The organism is Pseudonocardia sp. Ae331_Ps2 (assembly GCF_001932405.1).
GTDB lineage: Bacteria > Actinomycetota > Actinomycetes > Mycobacteriales > Pseudonocardiaceae > Pseudonocardia.
On record NZ_MCIM01000001.1, the window covers coordinates 2695176 to 2708795 of the forward strand.

16 protein-coding genes are annotated in these 13620 nt (G+C 74.2%); 9 read left to right on the top strand and 7 right to left on the bottom strand.

Annotated elements, in window-relative coordinates; translation table 11 throughout:
* Entirely contained in the window at positions 1-423 is a 423-nt protein-coding gene (locus Ae331Ps2_RS12910; protein WP_249265248.1) for a helix-turn-helix domain-containing protein, read from the bottom strand.
* Between the two features lie 66 nt (positions 424-489).
* On the opposite strand from Ae331Ps2_RS12910, the gene Ae331Ps2_RS12915 reads away from it, so the two are divergent.
* From Ae331Ps2_RS12915 to Ae331Ps2_RS12925, 3 genes are read left to right on the top strand one after another with little or no spacing between them, the layout of a single operon-like run.
* On the top strand, positions 490-1251 hold the full coding sequence (locus tag Ae331Ps2_RS12915) for an NAD(P)H-dependent oxidoreductase (protein ID WP_075308678.1): 762 nt from the start codon (positions 490-492) through the stop codon (positions 1249-1251).
* Positions 1252-1279: 28 nt separating this feature from the next.
* The gene (locus Ae331Ps2_RS12920) at positions 1280-2224 is read left to right on the top strand and encodes an MBL fold metallo-hydrolase (RefSeq protein WP_075308676.1); all 945 of its coding nucleotides are present in this window, start codon (positions 1280-1282) and stop codon (positions 2222-2224) included.
* Positions 2221-3282 carry an endonuclease/exonuclease/phosphatase family protein gene (locus Ae331Ps2_RS12925; protein ID WP_075308675.1) on the top strand — a complete coding sequence of 354 codons (1062 nt, stop codon included), beginning with the start codon at positions 2221-2223 and terminating at the stop codon, positions 3280-3282. Before Ae331Ps2_RS12920 ends, Ae331Ps2_RS12925 begins: the two co-directional genes overlap by 4 nt.
* Here Ae331Ps2_RS12925 and Ae331Ps2_RS12930 read toward each other — a convergent pair.
* From Ae331Ps2_RS12930 to Ae331Ps2_RS12940, 3 genes are all read right to left on the bottom strand, one after another.
* Positions 3264-3890, bottom strand: a complete 627-nt coding sequence (locus tag Ae331Ps2_RS12930) for a MerR family transcriptional regulator (protein ID WP_075308673.1) — start codon at positions 3888-3890, stop codon at positions 3264-3266. The genes Ae331Ps2_RS12925 and Ae331Ps2_RS12930 overlap by 19 nt on opposite strands.
* Before the next feature lie 14 nt (positions 3891-3904).
* On the bottom strand, positions 3905-4456 hold the full coding sequence (locus Ae331Ps2_RS12935) for an ATP-dependent Clp protease proteolytic subunit (protein ID WP_075308671.1): 552 nt from the start codon (positions 4454-4456) through the stop codon (positions 3905-3907).
* A gap of 63 nt (positions 4457-4519) precedes the next feature.
* The gene (locus Ae331Ps2_RS12940; RefSeq protein WP_075312454.1) at positions 4520-5002 is read right to left on the bottom strand and encodes a MarR family winged helix-turn-helix transcriptional regulator; all 483 of its coding nucleotides are present in this window, start codon (positions 5000-5002) and stop codon (positions 4520-4522) included.
* 91 nt (positions 5003-5093) lie between these two features.
* On the opposite strand from Ae331Ps2_RS12940, the gene Ae331Ps2_RS12945 reads away from it, so the two are divergent.
* Positions 5094-5744 (top strand): FMN-dependent NADH-azoreductase, encoded by a 651-nt coding sequence (locus tag Ae331Ps2_RS12945; protein WP_075308670.1) that lies wholly within the window; start codon positions 5094-5096, stop codon positions 5742-5744.
* 61 nt (positions 5745-5805) lie between these two features.
* On the opposite strand, the gene Ae331Ps2_RS12950 is transcribed toward Ae331Ps2_RS12945, so the two are convergent.
* Positions 5806-6846 carry a sigma-70 family RNA polymerase sigma factor gene (locus Ae331Ps2_RS12950; protein WP_020626624.1) on the bottom strand — a complete coding sequence of 347 codons (1041 nt, stop codon included), beginning with the start codon at positions 6844-6846 and terminating at the stop codon, positions 5806-5808.
* Between the two features lie 235 nt (positions 6847-7081).
* On the opposite strand from Ae331Ps2_RS12950, the gene mftR reads away from it, so the two are divergent.
* A complete protein-coding gene (mftR, locus tag Ae331Ps2_RS12955; protein WP_075308668.1) occupies positions 7082-7720 on the top strand; it encodes a mycofactocin system transcriptional regulator in 639 nt (212 codons plus the stop codon).
* Positions 7721-7782: 62 nt separating this feature from the next.
* Here mftR and Ae331Ps2_RS32560 read toward each other — a convergent pair whose 3' ends face one another.
* Positions 7783-8796: a hypothetical protein gene (locus Ae331Ps2_RS32560; protein WP_083695516.1), complete on the bottom strand. Its 1014-nt coding sequence runs from the start codon at positions 8794-8796 to the stop codon at positions 7783-7785.
* A gap of 642 nt (positions 8797-9438) precedes the next feature.
* Here Ae331Ps2_RS32560 and Ae331Ps2_RS12965 point away from each other — a divergent pair.
* Positions 9439-9642, top strand: coding sequence for a cold-shock protein (locus tag Ae331Ps2_RS12965; protein WP_020627638.1), 204 nt, complete (start codon positions 9439-9441; stop codon positions 9640-9642).
* Between the two features lie 77 nt (positions 9643-9719).
* Here Ae331Ps2_RS12965 and Ae331Ps2_RS12970 read toward each other — a convergent pair whose 3' ends face one another.
* Positions 9720-10520 carry a TspO/MBR family protein gene (locus Ae331Ps2_RS12970; RefSeq protein WP_083695518.1) on the bottom strand — a complete coding sequence of 267 codons (801 nt, stop codon included), beginning with the start codon at positions 10518-10520 and terminating at the stop codon, positions 9720-9722.
* Positions 10521-11239: 719 nt separating this feature from the next.
* Between Ae331Ps2_RS12970 and Ae331Ps2_RS33845 the strand changes: the two genes are divergently transcribed.
* The 3 genes from Ae331Ps2_RS33845 to Ae331Ps2_RS12985 all read left to right on the top strand — a co-directional run bounded on the left by Ae331Ps2_RS33845 (position 11240) and on the right by Ae331Ps2_RS12985 (position 13618).
* Positions 11240-11371 carry a hypothetical protein gene (locus tag Ae331Ps2_RS33845; protein ID WP_256371336.1) on the top strand — a complete coding sequence of 44 codons (132 nt, stop codon included), beginning with the start codon at positions 11240-11242 and terminating at the stop codon, positions 11369-11371.
* Between the two features lie 279 nt (positions 11372-11650).
* Entirely contained in the window at positions 11651-12994 is a 1344-nt protein-coding gene (locus tag Ae331Ps2_RS12980; RefSeq protein ID WP_083695520.1) for a DUF445 domain-containing protein, read from the top strand.
* 159 nt (positions 12995-13153) lie between these two features.
* Positions 13154-13618: a helix-turn-helix domain-containing protein gene (locus Ae331Ps2_RS12985; protein WP_060713481.1), complete on the top strand. Its 465-nt coding sequence runs from the start codon at positions 13154-13156 to the stop codon at positions 13616-13618.
* Positions 13619-13620: the final 2 nt, after the last annotated feature.

The window sequence follows — 13620 nt, forward strand, 5'->3', positions numbered from 1 at the left end:
TCAGAGGCTTCCCCACGGTCCTGACCCGACAGCACGGCCGGTCCGGCCGGTGACCTGGGTGCGGTGTCCGTGGTCCTTCTCCGCCGCATCCCGGATGTAGGCCTCGGCGAACCCCGCCCCCCACCGGTCCATCACCTCGACCACCGGCTCCAGGGTCCGCCCCAGCCGGGTCAGCCGGTACTCCACCCGCGGCGGCACCTCCGCGAACACGGTCCGATGCACGACGCCGTCGCTCTCCAGCTCCCGCAGCTGCCGGGTCAGCGTCTTCGTGTTCGCCGAGGGGACGAGCCGGCCGAGTTCGTTGAACCGGCGGGGCCCGTCCAGCAGGTGCTTGACCAGCGTCAGCTTCCACGTGCCCCCGAGGACCGACACGGCGACCTCGACCGGGCACACCTCCAGCGCGCGGATCACGGGCAGGCGCACGACAACCCCCAAGCGACAGAAATGTCCGTACTGGCCAGGTCGACCCTGCGCGTCGACCATCGCAGTATGCCGTCCGTCCTGTGGTTGAGCGCCCACCCCGAAACCTCCTCGCTGAACGGTGAGCTGCGACGAGCCGGCGTCGACCGGCTGCGTTCCCGCGGCCACGACGTGGTCGAGTCCGACCTCTACGCGATGCACTGGGACCCGGTCCTGCGGCCGTGCGACGGGGGCGTCGACAGCGGCACGTTCCGCGTCGGAGCCGACACCCGGGCCGCGTACCTCGAGGGCCGGCAGGCGCCCGAGGTGGCCCGTGAGCAGGAGAAGCTGTGCCGGGCCGACGCGCTCGTCGTCCAGTTCCCGCTGTGGTGGTACGGGATGCCCGCGATCCTCAAGGGCTGGTTCGACCGCGTCCTGGTCCACGGGTTCGCGTTCGGGACCGACGCCGCCACCGGCCGGCGCCTGCGGTTCGAGCAGGGGCGCCTCATCGGCAGGCGTGCGCTCGTCCTGACCACCCTCGGCGATCGTCCGGCCGCGATCGGGCCGCGCGGCATGTCCGGCGAGCTGCATCAGCTGCTGTTCGGCCTGCTGCACGGCACCTTCGCCTACACCGGGATGGACGTCCTCCCGCCCTGGGCGCTCCCGAGCGCCGACCACGTCGAGGACCTCACCGCGGTCCGGGCCGACCTGTTCCGGCGGCTCGACGGTCTCTTCGACGACGCCCCGATCCGCTACCGGCCGCAGTTCACCGGGGAGTACACCGGCGGCTGGGAGCTCGCCCCGCACATCCGGCCGGGGGAGACGGGGCTGGACGTGCACATCGCGGGCTGAACCGGGTCGAGGGGGCCATGATCGGAGCATGAGCGCCCACCCCCACGACATCACGGTTCCCGGTCCGCCCCGGCTGGAGGAGGTCTCCGAGGGGCTCTACGCCTACGTCCAGCCCGACGGCACCTGGTGGATCAACAACACGGGGCTGCTGGTCGGGCCGCAGGGCGCCGTCGTCGTCGACTCCTGCTCCACCGAACGCCGGACCCGGGCGTTCGCCGCCGCGATCGGCGAGGTCACCGACCGGCCCGTGCGCACGCTGGTCAACACCCACCACCACGGGGATCACACCTGGGGCAACGCCCTGTTCTCCGGTGCGACGGTCGTCGCGCACGAGCGGGCGCGCGTGGAGATGATCGCGTTCGGGCCGCCCCGGGACCTGCCGTTCTGGGACCACGGCGACTGGGGCTCGCTGCCGCTGGACCCGCCGTTCCTCACCTTCACCGACCGCGTCGCGCTGCACCTGGGGGATTTGCGGGTCGACATCGTCCACACCGGGACGCCCGCGCACACGACCAACGACGTCCTCGTCCACGTGCCCGACCGGTCGGTCCTCTACTGCGGCGACCTCGTCTTCCACGGCGGCACGCCGTTCCTGCTGATGGGGTCGGTGACCGGGGCGATCGACGTCCTGGAGCAGGTGGTGCTGCCACTCGGAGCCGCGACGACGGTGCCCGGCCACGGCCCGGTGTTCCAGGGCGACGGGCCGGTCCGGGACATGCTCGACTACCTGCGCTTCGTCGTCGACCTGGCCGAGCGCGCCCGCGACGCCGGCATCCGCCCGCTGGAGGCCGCCCGCGACACCGACCTCGGCCGGTTCACCGACTGGCCGGACGCCGAGCGCATCGTCGGGAATCTGCACCGCGCCTACGCCGAGCTCGACGGCGCCGAGCGTGGCGCCCCGATCGACGTCATGACCGCCCTCGCCGAGATGGTCGAGTACAACGGCGGCCGCCCGCTCACCTGCCTGGCGTGAGCACCGGCCGCGGCGACGACGACCGCGCCCGGATCCGACGGCCGCCGGAGGTCGGGACCGTCCCCGCGGACCAGCTGGAACCGAGCGCGCCCGGCATCCGTTGTCCACCCGTGTCCGTGATCGTCGACCGAGCCCTGCGTACCGCCGTCACCGTGCTGCCACGGCGGTGGCGGACCGACCGGCACTCCGCCCTGGTCGGGCTGACCGCGCTGCGCCCGCACCTCGGCGTCGCGGGGCTGGGGGTCGCCGGCCTCCTGCGACTCGCCGGGCTGCGCCGCACCTCGACGGCGGTGGGCCTGGCCGGCGCAGCGGCCGCCGCCCCCGCGCTGCGACGGGTGCTGCCCCGGCCCGCCGGTCCGCTGCCGGACGGGCCCGAGCTGACGGTGCTCGTCGCCAACGTGCTGCTGGGGCGTGCGGACCCCGGTGCGCTCGCCGCGACGGTGACCCGGGAGCGGCCGGACGTCGTCGTGCTGCCCGAGGCGGGCGTCGCCTACCTCGACCGGCTCCTGCCCCTGCTCGCCGGCTACCGCGGGTGGTCGTCGGTCCCGAGCGGCGTCCCGGACCAGCGCGGCACCGTGGTGCTGGCCGCGCCGAGGGCCGGGGACGTGGACGTCCGGCCCGGGGAGGGCATGCGGCTGCCGCACCTGGAGGTCACCGGCGGGCTGCTCGGCGCCCGGACGCTGTACGCGGTGCACACCTCCGCCCCGACGAACCCGCGGTGGACCGAGCTGTGGGCCGGTGAGCTCGCGCTGATCGGGGAGTGGACCAGCGCCCGGCCGACACCGGTCGTCGCCGGGGACCTCAACGCCGTCGTCGACCACCGGCGGCTGCGCGACGCCGCCGGTGGCTGCGTCGACGCCACCGACGGCACCGGGCGGGGGCTCGTCGCGACCTTCCCCTCGTCGCTGCCGCGCTGGGCCGGCATCCGCATCGACCACGTCCTGGTGCCCCGCGGGTCGGTGACCCGCCGCCACGTCGTCCTCGACACCCCGGGCAGCGACCACCGCGCGGTGCTGGTGACCGTGCGGCTGCCCGACGCTCAGGAACCGTTGCGGTAGAGCTGCGCGGAGCGGCTCTCCTGGGCGATGCGGCGCAGGGCCGCGAGCAGGGCGTCGCCGAGGACGGTGCCGATCAGCGCGGTCTCCGCGGCATGCTCCCGGCCGGTGGTCCGCCCGATCGCGGCCATGTCGCCCTCCGCGGCGCGATCGGCGGCCTCGGCCCACGCCCGCAGCGTGGTCTCGCCGGGAGCCAGGCCCAGCTCGCGCATCCGGGCCAGCACCGACCGGGCCCCGGCCAGGGCGGGTGCTCCCTGCTCGACCTGCCAGCCCACGTGGGTCATCGCCTGCTCCAGGTCCGCCTCCGCCTCGTCGAGCGAGCCGGACGCCCCGACGTCGCCGGTGATCGCATAGACCGTCCGGCCGAGCATGGCGTGCAGGCTGACCGCGGGGTCGTCGACGGCCGACAGCACCTCGCGGACGGTGGCGATCGGCAGCCCGCCGACCTCGACGAGCGCCCGGATCAGGCGGAGCCGGCGCAGGTGGGTGTCGTCGTAGCGGGCCTGGTTCGGTGACGTCGTCTCGCCGCGGGGGAGCAGGCCCTCGCGCAGGTAGTACTTGATCGTCGCGACGGGGACGCCGGACGACCGGGACAGATCCGAGACTCGCACCTGCGAGACTCTAGCTATCCGTTTCGAACCCGGGGCTCCGACAGCCCGTCGACGAGGCCGAGGGTCGCCGCCTCCGACGCCGACAGCCAGCGGTCCCGGGCGTCGTCGGGCAGCGGGGCGCCGCAGTAGGTCGCGGTCAGCGACTCGATCTCGCGACGACGCCCGGCGAGGTGGTCGGCCCGGACCCGCACGTCGCCGGGGTGGGAGCCGCGGACCGGGCCGTCGGCTGTCGGGAGGAACGCGGCGTGCGCGCGGGCGAGCCGCTTGCCCGGTGTCCCGGACGCGACGAGGAACGGCACCGGGCCCGCGAGCGACCCCGCGGCGACGGTCGCGACGTCGACACCGAGCGTGCGGATCGTGTCGTGCACGGCCATCGCCGCGACCGGGGAGCCGCCGGGGGCCAGGACGTGCAGGGTGACGTCGCGTCGCGGGTCCTCCGCGGCGAGCAGCAGCAGGCGTGCGCAGGTCTCGGCGGCGACCTCGTCGTCGAGCTCGCGGGCGAGCAGCACGATCCGCTCGCCGAGCAGGCGGTCGGCGGGGTCGGACGGGGTGGACAGGACGGGCATCGGATCTCCGCTCCTCGGGTGTCCGCCCGACGCTAGATCCGGAACCGGCCTCTGGACCTGCGGTTACGCCGATGGCGGACGGGGTTCGCCGTCGGCGGAGGTCGGGTCGGTGCCCGCGGTCGCCACTCGGCGCAGCAGCGTCCGGAGCGCGGTCTGCTCGTCCGCGGTGAGCGGCGCCAGGATGTGGGCCTCGGCGCTGCGCATCCGCTTCTCGGTGTCGCAGAGCAGCGCCCGGCCGGCCTCGGTGAGCACGATCCGGCGGGCACGGCGGTCGGTCGGGTCGGGGCGGCGCTCGATCAGGCCCGCCTCCTGGATCTTGTCCAGCAGATAGGTCATGACGGTGCGGTCCACCCCGAGCTTGCGGGCCAGCGCGAGCTGGGTGGGCGGGTCGTCCGCGGCCGCGGCGGCGAGCACCTGGAAGCCGCGCTGTCCGCCGGGCAGGGCGGCGACGACGCACTGCACCGCGGTGGCGTGGTCGCGTGCCACCCGGGTCAGTGCCCACGCCAGGTCGCACTCGACGCTCTGCGGGGCGGACGGACCGGACATCGTCACAGGATACGTGCTTGCCAAGGTCTTCTCCTGTGAAGATACTCTGTCAGACAGAACATCTTCTTCTCAGACTGACCGGGAGGTCACCGTGTCCCTGTTCCGACTCGACGCGAGCATCCGCACCGAGGGCTCCGTCAGCCGCGAGATCGCCGACGAGGTCGAGCGCACCTACCTCGAGGCGCAGCCGGGCGCCGAGGTCGTCCGTCTCGACCTGGGTACCGCGCCGCTGCCGGCCGACCTGTGGACGACCGCGGTCGCGGCCGGGTACGTGGCCGAGGCCGACCGCACCCCGGAGCAGCGCGGGGCCCTCGCGCGCATCGCGGAGCTGGCGGACGACGTGCTGGCCGCCGACGCCGTCGTCATCGGTTCTCCGCTCTACAACTTCGGCATCGCCGCGCACCTCAAGACCTGGGTCGACGCCCTGATCACCGACCCACGGTTCGCGCCGGGTACCACCCCGCTCGCCGGCCGACCGGTCGTGCTCGTCGTCTCCCGGGGTGGCGGCTACGGGCCGGGCACTCCGCGCGAGGGATGGGACCACGGCTCCGGCTGGATCACCCGGATCCTGCGCGACGTCTGGGGCGCCGACGTGACCGTCGTGGAGACGGAGCTGACCCTCGCCGACGTGGTGCCCGCGATGAGCGAGCTGCGCCCGCTGGCCGCGGAGAAGCGCGAGCGCGCCCGCGTCGACGCCCGCGCCGCGGGGGAGCGGATCGCCGCGGTGACGCCGGCGGCCTGAGCGCCGGGCCCGAGCACCGGGCCGGGGCGGTCGGACGCCGCCCGGCCCGGCCGGGTCCGGGTCAGGCCACCTTCGGCTCCCACAGCTCCGGCCGGTCGGCCAGCTGCAGCGGCAGCCCGAAGTAGCCGAACAGCTCGGTGTTGAGGAAGATGCTCAGCCCGGTGACGACCCCGTCCTCGATCCGCAGGGCCGTGATGCCCCAGGCCTCGAACTCGCCGTTCGGTCCGGACGGCTTCCACTGAGCGAAGCCGACCGTCCCGTTGATCTCCACCGGAGCCACCCGCGACCCGCGACAGCCCTGCCCGGGGCCGGTCGCCATCCAGGCGATGACGTCGTCCCGGCCGCGGAACCACAGCTCCAGCGGCGGCATGTTCTGCTCGACGTCCTCGTGCAGCAGCGCGGTCAGCGCCTCCATGTCGAACGCCTCGAAGGCGGCCATGTAGCGCATCAGCAGCTCGGTCTGCGCCGGGTCCATCGCCGGGGAGGTCTGCGGCGCGGTCTCGGAGATGCCCTGCTCGGACAGGGTGGCACGGGCGCGCTGCAGGGCGCTGTTGACCGAGGCGACCGTGGTGTCCAGCAGCTCGGCGACCTCGGCGGCCTTCCAGCACAGGACCTCGCGCAGGATCAGCACGGCACGCTGGCGGGCCGGCAGGTGCTGCAGCGCCGCGATGAACGCGAGCCGGATCGTCTCCTTCGCGACGGCCTTGTCCGCCGGGTCCCCGGCCGGCGTCGACACCCGGGCGTCGGGCATCGGTTCGAGCCACTCGGCGTCGGGCAGCGGCTCGCGCAGGGACTCGGCGACCGGTGCGCCGGGGCCGCCGATGTCCATCGGGACGGCGCGACGCTTGCGTCCGTTCAGCGCGTCGATGCAGACGTTGGTGGCGATGCGGTACAGCCAGGACCGCAGGGAGGACCGGCCGTCGAACTTCGCGACGCCCTTCCAGGCCCGGACCATCGTGTCCTGCACCGCGTCCTCGGCCTCGAACGCCGAGCCGAGCATCCGGTAGCAGTAGCCGGTCAGCTCGCGTCGGTGGTCCTCGAGGCGTTCCTCGGGTGGCCGCTCGTCCACGGTGGCGTCGGCAGCCCGTGCGGGTGCGCTCATGGTTCCCCCTCGACGTAGCCGTCCGGGTGGGTCCCGGTCCGTCTGGTCGCGAGTGTGCCGCGACACACCGACAAAGTGGAGGGCTCGCGCGACGAACGGCCGCCGAACAGGGACGACGCGCGCCGACGGGCCGACCGCGACGTGGGATGATCGGGGCCGACGGCGCTCCGCTCGACCCTCCCGGTCCGCCGGTCGCACGCACGACGGAGGAGTCGGGGAGCACGGCGGGGCGACGATGTCAGCGGTGACCGAGAACGACGGGACCGGGACTACCGGCGGGAGCGGCACACGCCGCGCTGGCCGGCGTCCGGTCACCTCCCGCTCGGAGATCGAGCACATCGCCCTGGAGATGTTCAGCGACCAAGGGTTCGAGAACACGACCGTCGACGACGTCGCGCACGCGGCGGGCATCGGGCGTCGCACGTTCTTCCGGTACTTCGCCTCCAAGAACGACATCGCCTGGGGTGCCTTCGACGAGCAGCTGGTGGGGATGCGCGCGGTGCTCGCGGCCCAGCCGCCGGACCTGCCGACGCTGGAGGGGGTCCGTCGCGCGGTGCTGGAGTTCAACCACGTCGAGCCGGCCGAGCAGCCCTGGCACCGGCGTCGGCTGCGGCTGATCCTGCAGACCCCGGCGCTGCAGGCGCACTCGACGCTGCGCTACGCCTCGTGGCGGGAGGTCGTGGCCGACCACGTCGCCGAGCGCCGCGGCGAGGCCTCCTCGGGGCTCGTCCCGCAGAGCGTCGGGCACGCCTGTCTGGGCGTGTGCATCGCCGCGTACGAGCGCTGGCTGGCCGACGACACCGCCGAGCTCGCCGACCTGCTCGACGAGGTGCTGCGGTCGTTGCAGCGGGGCTGGGCGACCGAGCTGCCCTGAACGCGCCGCGACGGCGCCCCGGTGCGGGGACGCCGTCGCGTGGCGATGCGTGCGGTGCCAGGTCAGCGGGTGGTGCCGAAGAGCCGCTCCCAGAGGCTCGGGCGAGTGGGGGCGGTGTCCTGGGCCGTGGCGTCGGCCGGAGCCTGCGGAGCGACGGTGCCGCCCGGGGTGGTCGCGTCGGCCGGGGCGGTGGCGACGGCCGGTGCACCCGGGGCCGCCGGCACGGTGGGAGCAGCCGGGGTCGCGGGGGCGCCCGGAACGGCCGGGGCCTGCGGAGCGGTCGGCGCACCGGGCACCGCCGGGGTCGCGGGCGCACCCGGGACGGTGGGCGCTGCCGGGGCGGCGGGGGCACCCGGGACGGCCGGGGTCACCGGCGCCTGGGGGAGAGCCGGGGCCCCGGGGGCGGCGGGAGCCTGCGGGACGGCCGGAGCGCCCGGGACGGCCGGCGGCTCCGGGATCTGCTGGCCCGTGGCGTCCGTGGTGACGGCCACGGCCGGGGTTGCGGAGGTGGCCGGGACCGCGGGGGCCGCCGGGGCGACCGGAGCCGTGGGCGCGACCGGAGCTGCCGGAGCCACCGGAGCTGCCGGAGCCGCGGGCAGGGCGGCGGCGCCGGGAACCGCCGGCGCGACGACCGCGGGCACGGTCGGCGCGGCCGGGACGGCGGGGACCTGCGGCGCCGCCGGTGCGGCCGGAGCGCCCGGGACCGCGGGGGCCTGCGGTGCGGCCGGAGTACCCGGGACGGCGGGGACCTGCGGCGCTGTCGGAGCGCTCGGGACGGCGGGGGCCTGCGGGGCGACCGGCACGCCCGGAGCGGCCGGGACTCCCGGTGCCGCGGGGGCACCCGGTGCCGCGGGGGCCGGCACGTCCTGGACGGGGACGGCGGCGTCGGCGGGCGTCGCCGGCGCGGTCGCCGCGCCGTCGCCGAAGAGCGTGTCGAACAGCCGGTCCAGCGGGCCGTCGGACGGCGTTGCGGGTGCGTCGGCGACGGTCGCGGCCGGCACGACCGGGATGGAGGCATGAACGGGCTCGGCCGCGCCGGCCACGCCGGCGCCGTACACACCCAGGGTGCCGATCATGAGGGTCAGGGCGACGGAAGTGGTGACTCGGGATCGCACGGTCTCTCCAGTTCGCTGTGCTGCTGCACGGGGTGACGGACAGCGCTGAGCTTGCGGTCACGGGGCGTCGTCCACCAGTGACTCGATCGTGGCCACACGCGTCACAGGGGTCCCATCGGTCACGCTGTGGCCGTACCGGACAGCGCCAGACCCGGAACGGGCGACCCCGTCCGGGTTCACGGGCGGCCGCCGAGCGGGTCGGAACCGCCGTCGCCACCCGAAACGGGGAGTGGGGACGCCCGGTGCTCACTCGACGGCGTGGAACGTGTGTCGTGCTCACTCGTTCGGGGTGGTGATGACCGCCCGTCGTCGATCGGCGGCCCGAATCTCACGCGGCGTGGTCGCTCGGGGTGCCGCGCGGCGGGTGGTCGGTGCCGCGGAACCGGCCGTGCGGGGGGTCGAGTGAGGACGGTCGACGTGTCACGGAGCCGTGGTAGCGTCCGCGGCGGTTGCAGTCGTTCTTCTCCGATCGCCGTCGAGCGTCCGTTGAAGTTGTGACGGTGGGCGTCGTCGATCGGTGCTGAGGTGCCGCGGCGGTGTCCACGCGACCTCCGGCTCTTGCTGTGAGGGCCGGAACCGCTCCATCTGAGAAGGACACACGCTATGCCGCAGGGCACCGTCAAGTGGTTCAACGCCGAGAAGGGCTTCGGCTTCATCGCCACCGACGACGAGGGACCGGACGTCTTCGTCCACTACTCCGCCATCGAGTCGAACGGATTCCGCACGCTGGAGGAGAACCAGCGCGTTGACTTCCAGGCCAGCCAGGGCAAGAAGGGCCCGCAGGCCGACTCGGTCCGCGTGATCTGACTTCTGCGCGGGCACGACCCGCGCAACGCGACGGCGCCGGCTCCCCTCGGGGACCGGCGCCGTCGTCGTTCCCGGGGTCAGCCGAAGGCCGGTCGCAGCCCCTCCCGCGCTCGCAGCACCGCCGCGACGACCACGGCGGTCACGCCGAGCACCGCGACCACGGTCACCGGCACCGTCCCGGTCGCGGCGGACTCCACGGCGACCCAGACCAGCGCCCAGGCCGCCGTCGCCGCGTACGGCAGTGCCGCCGTCGTCCGCCGGGTCGCGACGCCCGCGCCCAGCGCCCCGACCAGGAGCAGCGCCGCGGCCGCCACCGGGCCGAGCGGCGCGCCCCAATAGGTCAGCGTCACCGAGAACCCGGCCACGGTCGCCAGCGACACCCAGCCCGCGTAGAACGCGAGCGGCCCGTGCAGCAGTGCTCGGTCCGCCGTCCCCTCGGCCGGGAATGCAGCGAGCCGGCGCAGCACCACCGCCAGGGTCACGAGCAGTGCCGCGATCAGCAGCTGTGCGGTCCCCAGGAACTCCTGGGAGAACACGACGATCCAGCCCGCGTTGAACACCGCCGTCGCCACGAACAGCCAGCCGGTCGCCCGGTGCACCGGGCGTGACCGCTGCCCGGGCAGTGACTGGTACACCGCGTACACGAGCAGGGCCAGGTAGATGAGGCCCCACACGGAGAACGCCACCGTCGCGGGGGTGATGAGTGAGGGGTAGCGGTCGCTGAGCACCCGCTGCGACTCCCCGAACGTCCCGCTGCCGCCGAGCGAGCCCGCCACCGCCTGCAGTACTGCCGCGGCGAGCACCGCCCAGGTCCGTGCCGTGTCCATCCCGGTGGCCGGGCCGGCCGTGCGGCCGGCCCTCGCCGTCGTCGACGCCATGTCGGTCCTCTCGATCTCGCGAATATCTCTATCGTAAAGATAATCGATGCAAGAGGCATGTTGAGCGGTGCGACGACCGGCACCGCGCCGGACGGCGTGGAGGTTGCCGCCGGTCGTCGGTCCGCTGCGCCCGGTCACCTGCCGTTCACCGGTGGTCGTGGCGTTGTGCGGTCGGCGTTCCCCGCTCGTCTCGCCGCTGCGCACCCTCGTCGCGTACCCCTCGCGAAGTCGTGCCCGGAGCCCGCATCCTGGTGTTGTACTTCACAGGTGAGCGGCACCGCAGGGGTTGTCGCACAAGCGGAAGGAAGTGACCTCCATGTCCTGGTGGGACAGCTACCGAGCCGTCTACGGCGCGGAGCTGCGAGCGGCCGCTCGCGAGTACGCCGACCACGGTTGGCCGCTCGTGCCGGGGCCGGGCGCGGAGGTCATGCTGGCGACGGGCGACGTGCTCGACGTGGTCGAGGTTCCCGCGGTCATCGGTCGCCAGGTCTGCCGGACGCTGCGTGAGGCCGGCGAGGTCGTGCCGGTCGCCGCGACGCCCGAGGACACCTGGTGGTTCCCGATGAGCCCGCGGCACGCGCTGCCCGCCGAGCTGAGCCTGCACTCCGACGTGGTGCTGCACACCGACGGCATCGGTGTCGTCGCCCCGCCGACCGAGCGTCCCGAGGGCTGGGTGCAGTGGCGCGTGGCTCCGGCGCGGGTCGGCTACCGGCTACCGGGTGCCGGAGGCCGCGGTCGTCGTCGAGGCGATCTGCGACGCGGTGCGCCGTCGTTCCGGCGAGCAGGTCCTCCCCGACGAGCACGAGGTGCGTGCCGAGCGGTCCGGCATGCCGGGCGCCCTGCGCCGCTGATCCACCCGCGCGGCCCGGACGGAACCGAGGATCCGGCCCGCGCGACCGCGTACCGCCCGCCCGGGCGTCTCGTCGCCGTCCCCGCTCGTCTGGAGTGCGGACGCCGACACCGGCCGGGTGGTGCGCAGCGGAGGCGGCGCCCGAGGGGGCACTTCTCCCTCGCCGAGCAGCCGCTCCACCGGCCACGGCCGGGTCCGGCGGGACATCGCCGGACCCGGCCGGGCCCCGCTCCGGGCGCCCCCGCCGCCCGATGTCGGTGTCCCCGGGCACTATGGGTGTGTGCAGACCTCCCGCGCGCCGGAGCGCCCGACCCCCGTCCCGCAGCGGGACCGCACCATCGGGACCGTTCCCGCCGTCCCCCTCGGTGGCTTCGGGCCCGGTGACGAGCAGAAGCGACGCGACCTGCGGCGCATGAAGGCCGTCGCCACCGGGTTCCTCCTCGGTGCGACGGTCGTGTTCTTCGTCGCGAAGTACTTCGAGGTCGTCCGCGGCGTCCCCGGGGCGGACTACGTCCGGGCCGCCGCCGAGGCCGGCATGGTCGGTGCGTTGGCCGACTGGTTCGCCGTGACGGCACTGTTCCGGCACCCGCTGCGGATCCCGATCCCGCACACCGCGATCATCCCGCGCAAGAAGGACACGATCGGCGACGCCCTCGGCGACTTCGTCGGCGAGAACTTCCTGTCCGAGTCCGTCGTCCGCGACAAGCTCGACCGGATCGGGGTCAGCGAGTCGGTCGGACGCTGGATCGCCGAGCAGGGCAACGCCGACCGCGTCACCACCGAGCTGGCCACCGCCGCGCGGGCGGTCGTGACCGTGCTGCGCGACGAGGACGTGCAGAACGTCATCGAGACCGTCGCGGTGCGCAAGCTGATGGAGATCCCGGTCGGGCCGCCGATGGGCAAGGCGTTGGAGGGCGTCCTGGTCGACGGCGCCCACCGCAGGCTGGTCGACCTCGTCTGCGACCGCGCCTACGACTGGGTCGCCGACAACCAGGAGATGGTCCTGCGGGTCGTGCACGACCGCGCGCCCTCCTGGACCCCGCGCTTCGTCGACGACCTCGTCGCGGACAAGCTGTTCGCCGAGGTCCGCGGCTACGCCTGGGCCGTCAAGACCGACCCCGAGCACCCGCTGCGGCACGCCGTGGACCGCTACCTCGCCGAGTTCGCCCGCGACCTGCAGTACGACGAGACGACCATGGAGCGCGCCGAGCAGGTCAAGCGCCAGGTCGTCGAGCACCCCGAGGTGCAGCACTTCATCGGCCGCGCCTGGACGGTCGTGAAGGCCATGGTCCTCGACGCCGCGGACGACCCGTCGAACGAGCTGCGCCTGCGCGTGCGCGACGGCCTCATGGCCTTCGGGCGGAGGCTGGGTCGCGACGCCGAGCTGCGCGCGAAGCTCGACGGCTGGCTGGCCGACGCCGCGTCGTACGTCGTGCGGCACTACCGGCACCAGATCACCACGCTCATCACCGACACGGTCGCCCGCTGGGACGCGGAGGAGACCTCGCGCAAGATCGAGCTACAGGTGGGCCGCGACCTGCAGTGGATCCGGATCAACGGCACCGTCGTCGGGGCGCTCGCCGGCCTGGTCATCCACGCCGTGGGGGAGCTCGTCATCGGGTGATCGGTCAGGTGTCCCCGCAGGACATCGCGCCGTCATCGCACCGTCATCGACGTGGCGCACACCACGTGACCAGCGCTAGCACCCTGCTTGCAGGAGCTAGCGGCGCCGCGTACGGTCGATTCCGTCAGTGAAGAACGGATCGAGGCGGAGGTGAGACGGATGGCCACCGAGCGCAAGCCCGGAGACCGTGAGTCCGTCGAGCCCGCCGAGCGCGTCGCGCAGGCCGTCGAGAGCGTCGGTCAGACCGTGGGGCACGCGGTGGAGGACATCGGGTCCTACATCCGCGCCCAGCGCGAGGCCGCCCAGGTCTCGATGCGGCAGCTGGCCCGCACCGCGGGCGTCAGCAACCCGTACCTGAGCCAGGTCGAGCGCGGACTGCGCAAGCCGTCCGCCGAGATACTGCAGCAGATCGCCAAGGGGCTGCGCATCTCGGCCGAGGCGCTCTACGTCCGCGCCGGCATCCTCGAGGAGCGGCCCGCCGGTCAGGTGACCGACGCGGTGCTCACCGATCCGACCCTCAGCGAGCGGCAGAAACGCGTGCTGCTCGACGTCTACGAGTCGTTCCGCAGGGAGAACGGTCTCACCGCCGATCCCGACGACACGTCCACCGAATCCAGGAAGTGATC

Coding starts and splice junctions, on each gene's coding strand:
- Ae331Ps2_RS12920 (WP_075308676.1), top strand. CDS start 1,280: ATGAGCGCCCACCCCCACGACATCACGGTTCCCGGTCCGCCCCGGCTG.
- mftR (WP_075308668.1), top strand. CDS start 7,082: ATGTCAGCGGTGACCGAGAACGACGGGACCGGGACTACCGGCGGGAGC.
- Ae331Ps2_RS12970 (WP_083695518.1), bottom strand. CDS start 10,520: ATGGCGTCGACGACGGCGAGGGCCGGCCGCACGGCCGGCCCGGCCACC.
- Ae331Ps2_RS32560 (WP_083695516.1), bottom strand. CDS start 8,796: ATGATCGGCACCCTGGGTGTGTACGGCGCCGGCGTGGCCGGCGCGGCC.
- Ae331Ps2_RS12915 (WP_075308678.1), top strand. CDS start 490: ATGCCGTCCGTCCTGTGGTTGAGCGCCCACCCCGAAACCTCCTCGCTG.
- Ae331Ps2_RS12985 (WP_060713481.1), top strand. CDS start 13,154: ATGGCCACCGAGCGCAAGCCCGGAGACCGTGAGTCCGTCGAGCCCGCC.
- Ae331Ps2_RS12965 (WP_020627638.1), top strand. CDS start 9,439: ATGCCGCAGGGCACCGTCAAGTGGTTCAACGCCGAGAAGGGCTTCGGC.
- Ae331Ps2_RS12940 (WP_075312454.1), bottom strand. CDS start 5,002: ATGTCCGGTCCGTCCGCCCCGCAGAGCGTCGAGTGCGACCTGGCGTGG.
- Ae331Ps2_RS12950 (WP_020626624.1), bottom strand. CDS start 6,846: ATGAGCGCACCCGCACGGGCTGCCGACGCCACCGTGGACGAGCGGCCA.
- Ae331Ps2_RS12935 (WP_075308671.1), bottom strand. CDS start 4,456: ATGCCCGTCCTGTCCACCCCGTCCGACCCCGCCGACCGCCTGCTCGGC.